Origin of the sequence: Gilliamella sp. ESL0232 (assembly GCF_013346885.1) — a bacterium.
GTDB lineage: Bacteria > Pseudomonadota > Gammaproteobacteria > Enterobacterales > Orbaceae > Gilliamella > Gilliamella bombi.
On the sequence record NZ_JAAEDW010000010.1, the window covers coordinates 1 to 13,326 of the forward strand.

Sequence of the window (13,326 nt, forward strand, 5' to 3'; positions counted from 1 at the left end):
CCATGCCGAACTCAGAAGTGAAACGCCGTAGTGCCGATGGTAGTGTGGGTATTACCCATGTGAGAGTAGGGTGCCGCCAGACTTTTAAATATAGAGAGCCCAGCAGTCATGCTGGGCTTTTTGCTTTCTAAACAAAACTTATTTGTAGTGTATTTCTAGTTTATTCGATGTTTATTATACGTTTCAACAATAGGTGTTCTCACTGATGATATTGGTCGTAATTTATAAAGATAGGTTATGATAATGAATGAAGAATGGAAACCTATATTTCAAATAGAGTTAATGGATATTATTAACAGTCTACACATTAAAAAATTGCATGTTGGATCGTCTGATTCTCTTATTTGTGAAACGATGGGAGAACCAGAATTACCTGTAGCAAGACTGAATAGAAAATCAAAAATATTTAGTCATCTATATGGCAATGTCAATATTCTCTCTGAAAATAACATGGTAATAAGTATAAATATTGATATGCATTGTTTTAGAAAAAAAATGGTAGTTCTTGGTAGAATAAATAGCTGGAAACTTGATACTTGGTTAGAGTTATCAAAAATAAAAGATTGGCGTGTAAATAAATTTTGTGATGTGGTTCGACTTGAAGGAAAAGGAATAGTTATTTGTTTATTACCGAATGGAGAAGTAGGGATGATTTCTCTTTGTTGAATGGTTTTTAATCACTGATGTTGAGTAGTAATTTGCGAAAATACTGTAATGAATATTGGAGTTTGTCGAGGTAAATGTGTACATAGAGATCATGTGAAAATTATCGCTTGCTGAGTGGAGTAACTTCGACGGGAGACCAAATTGACTGTTTCCATTGTATGAAGTTATTAGTTAGAATTTCTTTTATGTAATTTTCAAATTTAGAATTAAAGTATTTATCAGATATTATTGTTATTTTAAGAGTATAATGTTCATCACATAATAACTCACTAAGCCTATCAATTTTGTCGATAACAGCAATACTAAAATTATCCAATTCCGCTCTGGCAATATAACGACCTTTTTCATCTTTACAGGATAATTTACATTTAAATGCTAGTTCTATCTTAGTCAGCATTTCTTCAAATGAATTATTACTATCAATAAGTACAAAAGTTAACCATCTTTCATTTATTTTCATAACTCTATTATCCTAGAAAAATTTAATGCTAAAATATTAAAAAATAAATATTATTTACATAAAATGTAGAAATTGTTTACGTGTTATCCGAAGTAATTTGTAATGAATATGCATAAAAAACAAAATTAGCGTCTTATTATAAACAATAGATATGATGTTTATATCATAAAGAAGAAATAACTGCTACTGATTTGATTAAACGCTTATCGCTTGCTGAGTGGAGTAACGTCAAAAGGAGACCAAACTGGCTGTTCCCATTGTATGAAGTTATTAGTTAGAATTTCTTTTATGTAATTTTCAAATTTAGAATTACAGTATTTATCAGATATTATTGTTATTTTAAGAGTATAATGTTCATCACATAATAACTCACTAAGCCTATCAATTTTGTCGATAACAGCAATACTAAAATTATCCAATTCCGCTCTGGCAATATAACGACCTTTTTCATCTTTACAGGATAATTTACATTTAAATGCTAGTTCTATCTTAGTCAGCATTTCTTCAAATGAATTATTACTATCAATAAGTACAAAAGTTAACCATCTTTCATTTATTTTCATAACTCTATTATCCTAGAAAAATTTAATGCTAAAATATTAAAAAATAAATATTATTTACATAAAATGTAGAAATTGTTTACGTGTTATCCGAAGTAATTTGTAATGAATATGCATAAAAAACAAAATTAGCGTCTTATTATAAACAATAGATATGACGTTTATATCATAAAGAAAAAATAACTGCCACTGATTTGATTAAACGCTTTATGGTCAGTTATCCGACTATTTATAACTAGCCTAAGAAAGCCTGATTGAAGCTTTTTATTCCTTTAATCTGTAAGAATGAATGTTCTTAAACCATTATTTATAGCTAGTCAAAGTTGAAAAATCCATCAAAACTAAATTAAGTCAGCAAGCTAAATGCTATAACAAAACCTATTAGGGGATAAACTTATAGGTTATTCTTTACAAGAATAAAACCGATTTGTGTTCCTTTTCCTTGTTCGGTAACAAATGCGCCAACTGCGCAAATCAGTTGTTCGTTGTAGTAAATTAGAGGGATTCGAGTTCGCATCCATGGTGGAATATTATGCTCTTGCCATAGTTTTTTTATTGATCGTGAACCATGGCGATTAACAATTTGAAATTTTCCTTGAGCATGGAATCTAACGGTGATTTTTTCATCTGCTTGTGGTAAGCGGCAACATAAATCAGTTTGATAATTAACTTGTAATTCGCCAACATTATCTGGAAGTGTTAATGGCAACGCTAAATCCCAGTTTAGGATTTGCTGTTCAATATCTTGATATAATGCTAACAAATAAAGTTGATTTTGATAACGGCGAACTTGTTGGTTATTAAAGATAAATTTCGGATTAGCATCTTCTTTTGCTAATGCAACGGTTTGCCAAATTAATGTTATTTGTTGGCGTGTTGGCATATTAATATGATTGTGTTTAAACCACATGCGTAAAATTGCATTTCGTTTATACTCGGAATAGTCCATTAATGGTGCAATAGCCAGTTGATTTTGTTCGGTGATAACTTGCTTAAATTCTACCAATAATAACTCATTAATTAACGTTTCTTGTTGTTGACATAATTCCGCACTGCGTGCAACCATTTGCGAAAAATGTGGCCAGCGTTGATTAAGAATTGGTAAGACTTTTAAGCGTAAAAAATTACGGTCGTAGTGATCATCTTGGTTGCTTTCATCTTCTATCCAATTGAGTTGATGTTTATTCGCATAGGTTTCAATTTGTGATCGTGATATTGTTAATAAAGGTCGAAGATGTTGTTGATTTTCCCTTGGCATTGCGGACAATCCCGCAGGTCCACTGCCACGTTTCAATGCCAAGAAGAAAGTTTCACATTGATCATCAAGATGTTGAGCTGTACATAACGTTTCATCATCTTTTAGATGGTGATATATAGCTTGGTAACGTGCATTTCTAGCTTGCTCTTCAATATTACCCGCTATGGGATCAAGTCTGACTTTTTCAATAATTATTGGAACTTGCCATGTTTGGCATTGTTGACTGCAATGCGTTGCCCAGTTGTCAGCATTGCTACTCAAACCATGATGAATATAGATCGCTCTTAGTTCTAAATTTGGTAACAATTGTTTTTTAAGCTTAACAAGCACATGCATTAATACCGTTGAGTCAACACCTCCACTATATGCAACCAGTAGCGCTTTGTGGTGTTTTATATTATGAAAAACTGTTTGTTTTATTATTTCGTCACACGTGATTTGGTTTTGATTATTCATCTTCTACTTAATTATGCTAAACTAAACATTCGTAATGCATTGGTTTTATATAGATTCATTTTTTATAGCTTGATTCTGTCTAAACCAGCAGCAAGATCGGCGATTAAATCATCGGGATCTTCAAGACCTATATGAAGACGAATTAAAGTTCCTTTAAAATCAATACCAGATACAGGTCTAATTTTTGCTAGTTCTTCGGGTTGATTGGCTAAAATTAATGATTCAAAACCACCCCATGAGTAAGCCATTGAGAAATAAGTTAAGTTATCAATAAAATCAGATAATTGCTCGTCAGTTAATCGATCTTTGAGTACAAAAGAAAATAATCCACTTGCACCTGAAAAATCACGTTTAAAAAATTCATGCCCCTTACAACTTTCTAATGCTGGGTGATTGACGGTAGCAACTTTAGGATGATGAGCTAACCATTTTGCTACTTTTATGCCATTTTCGTGGTGTTGCTTTAATCGTATTGCTAATGTTCGCAATCCTCGTGTGGCTATATAAGCGGTATCCGCATCGCACATTTGTCCCATTAAGTAAGAACGTTCGCGTAATTTTTCCCAACAGCGTTTGTTAGCAACAGCAGTGCCTATCATGGCATCAGAATGACCGATTAGGTATTTTGTACCTGCTTGTATTGAGATATCAATATCATGATCTAATGCTTTAAATAATACGCCGGCGCTCCATGTATTATCGATCATAATAATAATTTCTGGATTGGCGCTGCGAATTGCTTTAACCATTGAAGGAATATCATGAATTTCCATCGTAATGGAACTTGGTGATTCTAAAAATACGACTTTGGTATTGGGTTTAATTTGATTTGTAATATTGTGCCCCACTAATGGCGTAAAGTAATCTGTTTCAACACCAAAATTTTTTAAAATTTGCTGACAAAATTCTTGAGTAGGTTCGTAAGCGGCTTCAGACACTAATATATGATCGCCAGCTTGAACAAAAGCTAAAATAGCATTAGCGACGGCAGCTGCGCCACAAGGGTATAGATAGCAACCAGCTCCACCTTCGATTTCAACCATCGCATCTTGTAGCGCAAAATGAGTTAATGTACCACGGCGTCCATAAAATAATGCACCATTAGCACGGTTTTTGGTTGCTTCTTTTTTTGTTTCAATTGAATCAAAAACCAATGATGATGCACGTTGAACAACCGAATTAACAGCGCCTTGTGTATAACGCTTTTTACGTCCTGCATGAACTAATTTTGTTGGTAATGACATAATGATACACCCTTGCTACTATTTATTAAGGTTGATATTTTTATTAATTTTGATAACAGTTAGCATAGCATGCTGTTAGAATAGTAAAAAATAAATTTTATTAATATTTTCTTGCCAATTATGCTAATTGTTCGACTTGCTTGTCTTAAGGATGCTGACATTGATTTTTCACTGTTGCCTCAAACGCTTCTTGATGAAGCGAATAATTTAAGTGGCCAACGTAAAAAACAGTTTTTAGTTTGCCGATCAATTTTGGCTCATTTGCTTAAACAATACTGTGATATTTCGATGTTACCTGTTATTAAGGTTGGAGATAATGGTCGTCCCTCTTTTTTAGAGCCACACTTACCAGATTTTAATATTAGTCATAGCCAAGATTGGGTAGCAGTTGCGATTTCGTTAGTAGGTAAGGTTGGTTTAGATATCGAAGTAGTACGTCCACGAAAAAATTATTTGAAAGTAGCTAAAAATTTTTTTGCTGATGACGAATATCAATGGATGACTAAACAAGATGATACATTAAGAGCCTTTTGGCAACTATGGACATTAAAAGAGTCTGCATTAAAGCTTTATGCTAAAGGTGTTTGGCAAATAAAATCGGTTAACGTCGACTTAAAACAGCAGATGATTATGGCACCTTTTGCACAAGAATTTTATTATCAATATCGTCAAGTGGATAATGTTCATCTGTCGGTGAACAGCAATCAACCGATCTCTAAATTAATTTTGTTGTCTTAATACAATGTTTTTCCATTATTTATTATGGTGCGATAATGGCTTGTTATTTATTAAACCAGATAGATATCTTGAATTCTTTTTCTATTAGTTTCGTTTAATTGATATTCCTGTGATAACCAATTGTCAATTGTACCGTGACGCGTTTTAATTGCATTCAGTGCCGCAGTTAGATACTCTTTTTTGGCGGCAAAAATTAATTTGCGTTTTTCAAACTCATCAGGCGTCATTTTATGTTGATATTGGCTTAATATATTTTCACGATAATCTGACAATAGCTGTTCTGTTAGTAAATAATCTTGCATGACAGTTTCTTCACTAACACCCAAAGCAAACAATGTTAATGCAACGCCAACACCTGTACGATCTTTACCAACAGCACAATGTTGTACCAATGGTCTACCTTGTGAGTTTAGTAGGATTGAGGAAAGTTTTTGATATGCTGCGTTATTAAATGGTAGTAGCTGGTAAAGCTTAATCATAAAATCAAATGGAGCATTTTTTTTAAGTGTTTGGTGAGCATTACCTAAATCACTTGTTAAACTTGCGGTGATCGTATTGCTCAACGGATTAGCTGGTACATTAATATAATGAGTATTTTGCCATAATTTATCTGGATTTCGCTCAATTTCATCAGGATCGCGATAGTCTAAAACGTAGTGCAGATTTAGCTGATTAGCTAAAAAAGATTGCTCTTGTTGTGTAATAAGCGAGAATGCGCCTGAGCGGTATAGTAGGCCCGATCGAATTTGACGTCCATCAATTGTTTTGATTCCACCTAAATCACGAAAATTAATCCCATTTTTTATTGGTACAACTGATGCCATAACCCGTCCCTATTTATTTTTAACTTTACTTGCTATATTAACATGTTTCTGATTAGAATTAACTCATTGTTATGTTGTTTATCAATTTTTTGAGGTTTTTACTATGTCGATGTTATCTGTTTTACTAACTGATAAACCTGCACCAAAACAGTGGGGAAAAGATGCATTACTGAGTTTTTCTAACGAGGCGATTACTATTCACTATAAACCAGAACATCGCTTAGGGGCGATTCAACGTGCAGGTCGCAAGTTAGATAACCAAGGAATAAATTCGGTTAAACTAAGTGGTGAAAATTGGGATCTCGAAGCTTGTTGGCATTTTTGGTTAGGCTATCGTAATGCCAAAAAAAGTACAAAAGTAACTTGGTCAGAACTCAACACCAAAGACAAACAAGAATTGAAACATCGTATAGAAATTATTGATTGGTGTCGGGATATTATTAATGAACAAGCCGAAACATTAAGTCCTGTTGAGTTAGCCACACGAGCAGCTAAGTTAATTAGCACTTACTCATCTGCTGTGACTTACAACATCATTTCAGATGAAGCTTTAAGAGAGCAAGGTTATATGGGCATTTATACGGTTGGAAAAGGTTCGGATCGGCCAGCGGCTTTGCTTGAACTAGATTATAACCCAACCCAAAACCCTAATTCACCGATAACAGCCTGTTTAGTTGGTAAAGGTATTACCTTTGATTCAGGAGGATATAGTTTAAAACCAAGTAATTTTATGGAGTCAATGCGCTCAGATATGGGGGGGGCTGCGTTAGTAACAAGTGCATTAGCATTAGCCATTGCGCGAGGTTTAAATCAACGTATTAAACTTTATCTATGTTGCGCGGATAATTTAGTCAGTGGCAATGCGTTTAAATTAGGCGATATTATTCGTTACCGTAACGGTAAAACGGTTGAAGTTGATAACACTGATGCAGAAGGGCGACTAGTTTTGGCTGATGGTTTAATTTGTGCTGATAATGACCAGCCTCATTATATTATTGATTGTGCAACACTGACTGGAGCGGCTAAGATTGCGGTGGGGAATGATTATCAGTCATTACTTTCGTTTGATGATAACTTTGCTAGCCAATTGTTAGCTAGTAGCGATATTGAGCATGAAGCTTTTTGGCGATTACCATTAGCCGAGTTTCACCGTTCGCAATTTCCATCATCATTTGCTGATATAGCAAATTCAGGTATACCTAATACTGCAGGGGCAAGTACTGCTGCGGCTTTCTTATCGCATTTTATTAAAAATTATCAAAAAAATTGGTTACATATTGATTGTTCTGCAACATTCCGTAAAAGTGCCACAGCTTTATGGGCAACAGGGGCAACAGGTATTGGTGTGAGGACAATTGCTAATTTACTTAGTCAGCTTAAATAAACAAAAAACCACTTTTAGAAAGTGGTTTTTAAAGTGGTTTTTGTTAACAAAGTGCAATTTTAATCATTTTTAATAACAATTGCTTTTTTGATATAAATAGGCTCAACTGGCACATTTTGATGTGGTCCCACGCGTTTAGTTGGGACACTAACAATTTTATCAACTATATCCATCCCTTTAGTTACTTTACCAAATACAGCATAACCATATTGTTCTGGTGATTTGTAATTAAGGAAATCATTGTTTACTACGTTGATAAAAAATTGACTGGTTGCGCTGTTTATTTCACTTGTTCTTGCCATTGCAATGGTGCCACGATCATTTTTTAATCCATTGTCTGCTTCATTTTTAATTGGTGGGTTATTGTCTTTGAATTTTAGTTGATCATCAGCGCCACCGCCTTGAATCATAAATCCAGGAATTACGCGGTGGAAAGTTAAATTTTCATAAAAACCACTGTTAACATAATCAAGAAAGTTTTTAGTGGTAATTGGCGCATGTTCGCTGTCTAGTTCAATCTCAATATCGCCCATACTGGTTTGTAATAAGACTTGAGGAGTAGCTAAGGCGATAGTTGAAAAAATTGTTAGCAATAATGTTAAAATTAATAGTTTGATTTTTTTCATATTAATAAAATCTCTTTCCATTTGAATTGACTGATTATACCGAATATTAAACTAATTTAAATAGCAATTATGCAAAATCGGATAATTTTTTGTGCTGTATATCGTATAACAATTTAATTATATTTAATTAAAAAATTGATTGGTCTATTTTATTGATGTTAACCTGATTTTAAACATTGATAAGATAAGGAGTTATAAAAAATGTTTTTTATAACTCCCTTTTTTATACTAACCGTTTTTATACTGAAACATAGTGTAACCTGAAACTTTTTTACAAATAAAACTATTAAATTTTATGCGATGTATTTTGTGTGATATGCCTTTATTTCTATCTCATCATGGCATTTGCAGCCAATGTGTTCAAAATATACCTAAATTTAATAAGGTCTGCCATCAATGCTGTTTACCACATTCTTTATCGACTGATATATGTTATCGGTGTCGTGCAAAGAAACCTTATTGGGATGAACTTATTGCTGTTTCTGAGTATGTTAATCCTTTAAAAAAATTGATTCATCATCTAAAGTTCTACAACAAAATTGAATTGAGTACTGCATTGGCAAGATTGATGTTTTTGGCTTGGTATCAACGGCGAGAAATCGATGCGTTAATTAAGCCCGATTTGGTCACTTGTGTGCCATTGCATCATTTTCGTTATTGGTCTCGTGGTTTTAATCAAGCTGAGTTATTGGCAAAACCGATTGCAAGATGGTTAGATTGTGAATTTTATCCTTATTTACTATCTCGAACGTCAAATGTACAAGATCAAAAAAAACTATCTCTTACAGAGCGAATCGCTAATGTTGAAAAGCTTTTTACATGCCATCAAAATCTTTCACATAAATCAGTAATGCTTATTGATGATATCGTTACAACAGGTAATACGATTAATGCAATTAGTCAGCAACTAAAAAATTGTGGAGCAACGAATGTTTATGTTGTTTGTTTATGCCGTACAGTATTGTAAAATCCTAAACAGCCCCTATAATAACCAAGAAAGTTAGTCAACTATTATTATTAATATATTATAAATGATGTTAGGTTTGTTTATTACCTAACTACATTAAAGTGAGGGGTTATGTCTATTATCACTATTTCTGAATCAGCTCAACAGCACTTTAAAAAATTGCTTGCTAATCAAGCCGATGGAACACAAATTCGAGTATTTGTTATTAACCCTGGTACTCCAAGTGCGGAATGCGGTGTTTCGTATTGCCCTGCTGATACTATAGAAGATAGCGATATAGAAGAACGGTATGCTGATTTTTCAGTTTATATTGATGAAATTAGTGCGCCATTTTTAGAAGAAGCTGTCATTGATTATGTGACTGATGAATTAGGTTCGCAGTTAACATTAAAAGCACCAAATTCAAAAATGAAAAAAGTAGCTGATGATGCACCTCTTATTGAGCGTGTTAATTACGCAATTCAAGCACAGGTCAATCCGCAATTAGCTAGCCATGGTGGCCATGTTAGTTTAGTGGAGTTGACCGAAGATAATTATGTTGTTTTACAATTTGGTGGGGGGTGTAATGGTTGCTCAATGGTTGATTATACTTTGAAAGAAGGTATTGAGAAGCAATTAATGGCAGAGTTTCCTGAACTCGCTGGTGTAAAAGATATTACTGAACACCAAGCTGGAGCTCATTCTTTTTGCTAATAATGGCAGAAAATAATTTTTATTTAAATCTTGCTTATTGCTGGGATTGAGTCATAATCGGATAACGTTTGCCATTTGACATTCTGATGGGGTTTTATGAATCAAGTTAGTATTATTTCAGATCTTATCGTTTGGATTGAAAAAAATTTGGAACAACCATTATCTATTGATCATGTTGCACAAAAATCAGGTTATTCAAAGTGGCATTTACAACGTATGTTTAAAGAGGTAACTGGTCAAGTTCTTGGTACTTATATTCGACATCGTCGTTTAACTTATGCTGCGCTTGCTTTACGCATGACAAGTAAGCCTATTTTAGATATTGCGATGCAATATCGTTTTGATTCTCAACAAACATTTACTCGTTCTTTTAAAAAACAATTCAATGAAACCCCAGCAAGTTACCGACGAGGAGATATTTGGGATCCTACAGGATTAACTCCTGCTATTGAGCTTAATAAAAACCGGTTTTCATTGCCTGAGCCAAAATTTGTTAATATGCCTCAAAAAACGTTTTGGGGTATCACCTTTAAAAATAATTGTAATTTGAGTCAATTATTAGATGAAGAAAATAAACTAAGATCACAATTTTTTCATAATTATATATCTCGCTGTGGCAATACATGTGAAAACTTGCCAGATAAAATTTATGCTTTTAGCCGTATATTGAAAAGCAAAGATAATGCTAATGAACAAGAGCTTTTTTATACAATTGCTTTAGATCAGAATAATAATTTAGAGCATATTGAGCAGATAGTTAATGAAGGAGGATTGTATCTTTGCTTTAGATATATTGGTTCTCCTGATGAGTTTGGCGATTTTATTTCACAAGTGCATTTAGCTGCTATGCCAGCATTAAAGGTACGCTTACGTTGCTCTAGTTGTGTAATTGAGATTCATCATAATCTTCGCGATGACTCTGTTGAATCGTTTAAGGATATTAAGCATATGGAGTGTGATTATTGTGTGCCGGTTGTTGCTGATAGTGAAGTCAATATCCAATCAAGTTTATAGTTATAATATGATATAAAAATCTGCTATTAGATATTGACTGAATTATTTAGTTATCTGAGTTTAATAAAATCTTTTCTAACCACTTTTTAAATTCTGGAGTTGCTTCTTTTAGGCTATTAGAGCCTCTTGTTACTGTTGCAATACCAATTTTTAGTTGCTCTTTAAGTTGGCGTTGATTGATTGAACCATCAAGTAATGAATATACGATTTTAACTCGAGTAATTAAAGCATCTCGCTCATCGGCAGTCATTAGTAATTTTAATATATCCAGTGAATAACCATCGTTAAATGCTTGGTGTAATAATTCAACTGTTTGTTGCCATTCGTTAGTTTTCATTATAATCACCATTAATATTGTTTATTAAATTCATTTGAACTAAGAAAATTGACATTTTTTTGCCCTAAGATTACTTGATAAATATAATCATATACCAATACGTTTTTGACGTAATTACGTGTTTCAGTAAACGGTATACTATCGATAAATGCTACTGCATCAAGTTTTCCGTTACTCTTTTTTAGCCAGCGCTTAACATTATTTGGACCAGCATTATAAGCGGCTGAAGATAATATACGATTTTTATCATTTTGTAGATAAGCAGTGTTTAAATAGGTAGTGCCTAACTGTATATTTGTTTGAGGATCAAACAATTGTGCTGATGAAATATAAGTTAATGAATTAACTTTTTTAGCTGTCTCTTTTGCTGTAGCTGGCATTAGTTGCATTAATCCACTGGCGCCGACAGGTGATTTGACAGTAGTATCAAGTGCACTTTCTTGGCGAGAAATAGCTAAAGCATAAGATAAACCAATAGCTTTATCTTTTAATGCATTGTTATATAAATCTTTGTACATAATAGGCAAACGCTCTGTCCAGTTATTCCAGAGTTTGCCTGCAATGGTTGCTTGAATACTAAGATCCCCCCACCCTTTTTGTAAGGCATATTGAGATAATGCTAAATATTCATTCTTATTTTTTTGATTATTTAACATATATCGCCATTCGTAGCTTGATTCTGAAAGCATTCCTAAATAACGTAATTCGTTAATTCTTTTTACATAGGGTTGATTGTCGTATTTGCTTTTTAAGGTTGATATTTCTGATGGTGTAATCTTTGGTGATTGGTTATTGATCGAATAAGGTTGATTAAGAGTTTGTGCACTTATCATGCCATAAAACCCACGTTTGGTTGTGAGTGTTTGTAAAATTTTGTTAGCTTCACTTTTTTTATTATTATTTAATAAAACTCTAGCTTGCCAATATTGCCAGTCTTCTTTTAATTGATCTTCTGGTGATAGTTGTGCTATCCAATAAGCGATGTCTGTGAAGTTATAGTTATCGATAGCAAGGCGGATACGTTTTTCAACTAATGTTGTATCGTGGTATTTTTCAATATAGCTATCACGCCATTTAATTTGTTCATCTGTTGCAGAATTTTTAAAGTAGCTGTTAGCTAAACTTTTTTGTAATGCTACCTGCTCTGCTTTACTTAAAGTTTGCTGTTTAACTAATTTTGGTAATAATGCTGCAGCTAAATTCATATCAGCTTTTACTAAGCGAGGGAATGATGATAAGACAACTTTTTTAGTGAAAGAGCTAGCTTTAATATTTTTTGAAAAATCTTCTAATTTTTTAGGATTATTAAGAACAGCTAGTAAATTGATTTTTGTTGTTTTGTAGTTGTCATCAAGTAAATTAGCTAGGTGTTTGGCTAATTTTAAATTATTTGCATCAATAGCAAGTTCGATACGTAATAGTATTAAATTAGCTGTCCGTTTACCTGCTTGAGCCCAAGCGTCAAGTAATGGATCGCATGCAGAAGGAAGTTCTTTGCCTGTCATCCAAAGAGATTCAACAGAGCTAAAAGCAACCTCGTTATTTCCTTGTTGTAGTAATGCATATTGATAACGACAGTTAGAGAGTATGGAGTTATCTTTTGGGAACGAAACGATTGAATTCCAATCTTGACGATTGCTTAATTCGGTTAAATAAGATTGTGTCAATGAAGCTGTTAGCGGAAAATCATTATATTGATTGACAAAATTGCTTACCATTTGTGGTGAAACGATTTTAATATTACTCTGAAAAAACTGTACAGCAGCATAAGGATATAATGGGTAATCTTTTATGGTAGAGAGCAATGTTTGCTGTTCTTCAAAGTTAAGTGATTGATATGAATTTAGCCATTTTTGATAATTTTCTCGTCCTTTTAGAGAACTATCTGCGTAAATGTTACCTGTGGACAATAGGCTAATTATCAAAAAATAACGTAATAGTAATTTCATCCTTTAACTCCCATGTGAATTTAGTTTATTAGATTAGCATATTAAGCTATGATTCGTCGATAATGAACTGCGGTTTAATTCCTACTAAAACACTCAACTAAATACTTGACTAAATCGAAAGGATATATACAATATGCATACACACATATA

14 protein-coding genes and 1 rRNA gene are annotated in these 13,326 nt (G+C 33.2%); 7 read left to right on the forward strand and 8 right to left on the reverse strand.

All coding sequences use genetic code 11. The features are described from left to right. A 5S ribosomal RNA gene (gene rrf, locus GYW75_RS12825) occupies positions 1-82 on the forward strand; the annotation flags it as partial. Between the two features lie 161 nt (positions 83-243). After that, positions 244-666, forward strand: coding sequence for a hypothetical protein (locus tag GYW75_RS10310; RefSeq protein WP_174799312.1), 423 nt, complete (start codon positions 244-246; stop codon positions 664-666). 100 nt (positions 667-766) lie between these two features. On the opposite strand, the gene GYW75_RS10315 is transcribed toward GYW75_RS10310, so the two are convergent. From GYW75_RS10315 to metC, 4 genes are all read right to left on the reverse strand, one after another. Continuing rightward, positions 767-1,126 (reverse strand): hypothetical protein, encoded by a 360-nt coding sequence (locus tag GYW75_RS10315; protein ID WP_174799313.1) that lies wholly within the window; start codon positions 1,124-1,126, stop codon positions 767-769. Positions 1,127-1,329: 203 nt separating this feature from the next. Next, positions 1,330-1,689, reverse strand: a complete 360-nt coding sequence (locus tag GYW75_RS10320; RefSeq protein WP_174799314.1) for a hypothetical protein — start codon at positions 1,687-1,689, stop codon at positions 1,330-1,332. 391 nt (positions 1,690-2,080) lie between these two features. Further along, positions 2,081-3,400, reverse strand: a complete 1,320-nt coding sequence (tilS, locus tag GYW75_RS10325) for a tRNA lysidine(34) synthetase TilS (RefSeq protein ID WP_174799315.1) — start codon at positions 3,398-3,400, stop codon at positions 2,081-2,083. A 62-nt stretch (positions 3,401-3,462) separates the two neighbouring features. Further along, positions 3,463-4,644 (reverse strand): cystathionine beta-lyase, encoded by a 1,182-nt coding sequence (metC, locus tag GYW75_RS10330; RefSeq protein WP_174799316.1) that lies wholly within the window; start codon positions 4,642-4,644, stop codon positions 3,463-3,465. Between the two features lie 120 nt (positions 4,645-4,764). Between metC and GYW75_RS10335 the strand changes: the two genes are divergently transcribed. Further along, positions 4,765-5,382 (forward strand): 4'-phosphopantetheinyl transferase family protein, encoded by a 618-nt coding sequence (locus GYW75_RS10335; RefSeq protein ID WP_174799317.1) that lies wholly within the window; start codon positions 4,765-4,767, stop codon positions 5,380-5,382. Positions 5,383-5,432: 50 nt separating this feature from the next. Here GYW75_RS10335 and GYW75_RS10340 read toward each other — a convergent pair whose 3' ends face one another. Then, a complete protein-coding gene (locus GYW75_RS10340; protein WP_174799318.1) occupies positions 5,433-6,206 on the reverse strand; it encodes a tyrosine-protein phosphatase in 774 nt (257 codons plus the stop codon). Between the two features lie 103 nt (positions 6,207-6,309). Between GYW75_RS10340 and pepB the strand changes: the two genes are divergently transcribed. Continuing rightward, complete coding sequence (pepB, locus tag GYW75_RS10345; protein ID WP_174799319.1) at positions 6,310-7,590, forward strand: aminopeptidase PepB; 1,281 nt, start codon at positions 6,310-6,312, stop codon at positions 7,588-7,590. A gap of 59 nt (positions 7,591-7,649) precedes the next feature. Here the strand turns inward: pepB and GYW75_RS10350 are convergent, their stop codons facing one another. Next, the gene (locus GYW75_RS10350; protein WP_174799320.1) at positions 7,650-8,216 is read right to left on the reverse strand and encodes a peptidylprolyl isomerase; all 567 of its coding nucleotides are present in this window, start codon (positions 8,214-8,216) and stop codon (positions 7,650-7,652) included. A gap of 316 nt (positions 8,217-8,532) precedes the next feature. Here GYW75_RS10350 and GYW75_RS10355 point away from each other — a divergent pair, with 316 nt between their 5' ends. The 3 genes from GYW75_RS10355 to robA all read left to right on the forward strand — a co-directional run bounded on the left by GYW75_RS10355 (position 8,533) and on the right by robA (position 10,890). Further along, entirely contained in the window at positions 8,533-9,183 is a 651-nt protein-coding gene (locus GYW75_RS10355) for a phosphoribosyltransferase family protein (protein ID WP_167370108.1), read from the forward strand. Between the two features lie 117 nt (positions 9,184-9,300). Further along, positions 9,301-9,876: a Fe-S biogenesis protein NfuA gene (gene nfuA, locus GYW75_RS10360; protein ID WP_065626402.1), complete on the forward strand. Its 576-nt coding sequence runs from the start codon at positions 9,301-9,303 to the stop codon at positions 9,874-9,876. Between the two features lie 96 nt (positions 9,877-9,972). Continuing rightward, a complete protein-coding gene (gene robA / locus GYW75_RS10365) occupies positions 9,973-10,890 on the forward strand; it encodes an MDR efflux pump AcrAB transcriptional activator RobA (RefSeq protein WP_065611182.1) in 918 nt (305 codons plus the stop codon). A 46-nt stretch (positions 10,891-10,936) separates the two neighbouring features. Here robA and trpR read toward each other — a convergent pair whose 3' ends face one another. Both trpR and sltY read right to left on the reverse strand, forming a co-directional pair. Further along, entirely contained in the window at positions 10,937-11,227 is a 291-nt protein-coding gene (gene trpR, locus GYW75_RS10370) for a trp operon repressor (RefSeq protein ID WP_202983971.1), read from the reverse strand. 11 nt (positions 11,228-11,238) lie between these two features. Then, the gene (gene sltY / locus GYW75_RS10375) at positions 11,239-13,176 is read right to left on the reverse strand and encodes a murein transglycosylase (protein WP_174799322.1); all 1,938 of its coding nucleotides are present in this window, start codon (positions 13,174-13,176) and stop codon (positions 11,239-11,241) included. Positions 13,177-13,326: the final 150 nt, after the last annotated feature.

What these genes read in the sequence shown, in the direction of transcription:
- GYW75_RS10335 (WP_174799317.1), top strand. Translation starts at nt 4,765, where the DNA reads ATGCTAATTGTTCGACTTGCTTGTCTTAAGGATGCTGACATTGATTTT.
- tilS (WP_174799315.1), bottom strand. Translation starts at nt 3,400, where the DNA reads ATGAATAATCAAAACCAAATCACGTGTGACGAAATAATAAAACAAACA.
- GYW75_RS10350 (WP_174799320.1), bottom strand. Translation starts at nt 8,216, where the DNA reads ATGAAAAAAATCAAACTATTAATTTTAACATTATTGCTAACAATTTTT.
- GYW75_RS10320 (WP_174799314.1), bottom strand. Translation starts at nt 1,689, where the DNA reads ATGAAAATAAATGAAAGATGGTTAACTTTTGTACTTATTGATAGTAAT.
- GYW75_RS10355 (WP_167370108.1), top strand. Translation starts at nt 8,533, where the DNA reads ATGCCTTTATTTCTATCTCATCATGGCATTTGCAGCCAATGTGTTCAA.
- GYW75_RS10340 (WP_174799318.1), bottom strand. Translation starts at nt 6,206, where the DNA reads ATGGCATCAGTTGTACCAATAAAAAATGGGATTAATTTTCGTGATTTA.
- GYW75_RS10315 (WP_174799313.1), bottom strand. Translation starts at nt 1,126, where the DNA reads ATGAAAATAAATGAAAGATGGTTAACTTTTGTACTTATTGATAGTAAT.
- GYW75_RS10310 (WP_174799312.1), top strand. Translation starts at nt 244, where the DNA reads ATGAATGAAGAATGGAAACCTATATTTCAAATAGAGTTAATGGATATT.
- pepB (WP_174799319.1), top strand. Translation starts at nt 6,310, where the DNA reads ATGTCGATGTTATCTGTTTTACTAACTGATAAACCTGCACCAAAACAG.
- robA (WP_065611182.1), top strand. Translation starts at nt 9,973, where the DNA reads ATGAATCAAGTTAGTATTATTTCAGATCTTATCGTTTGGATTGAAAAA.
- sltY (WP_174799322.1), bottom strand. Translation starts at nt 13,176, where the DNA reads ATGAAATTACTATTACGTTATTTTTTGATAATTAGCCTATTGTCCACA.
- metC (WP_174799316.1), bottom strand. Translation starts at nt 4,644, where the DNA reads ATGTCATTACCAACAAAATTAGTTCATGCAGGACGTAAAAAGCGTTAT.
- trpR (WP_202983971.1), bottom strand. Translation starts at nt 11,227, where the DNA reads ATGAAAACTAACGAATGGCAACAAACAGTTGAATTATTACACCAAGCA.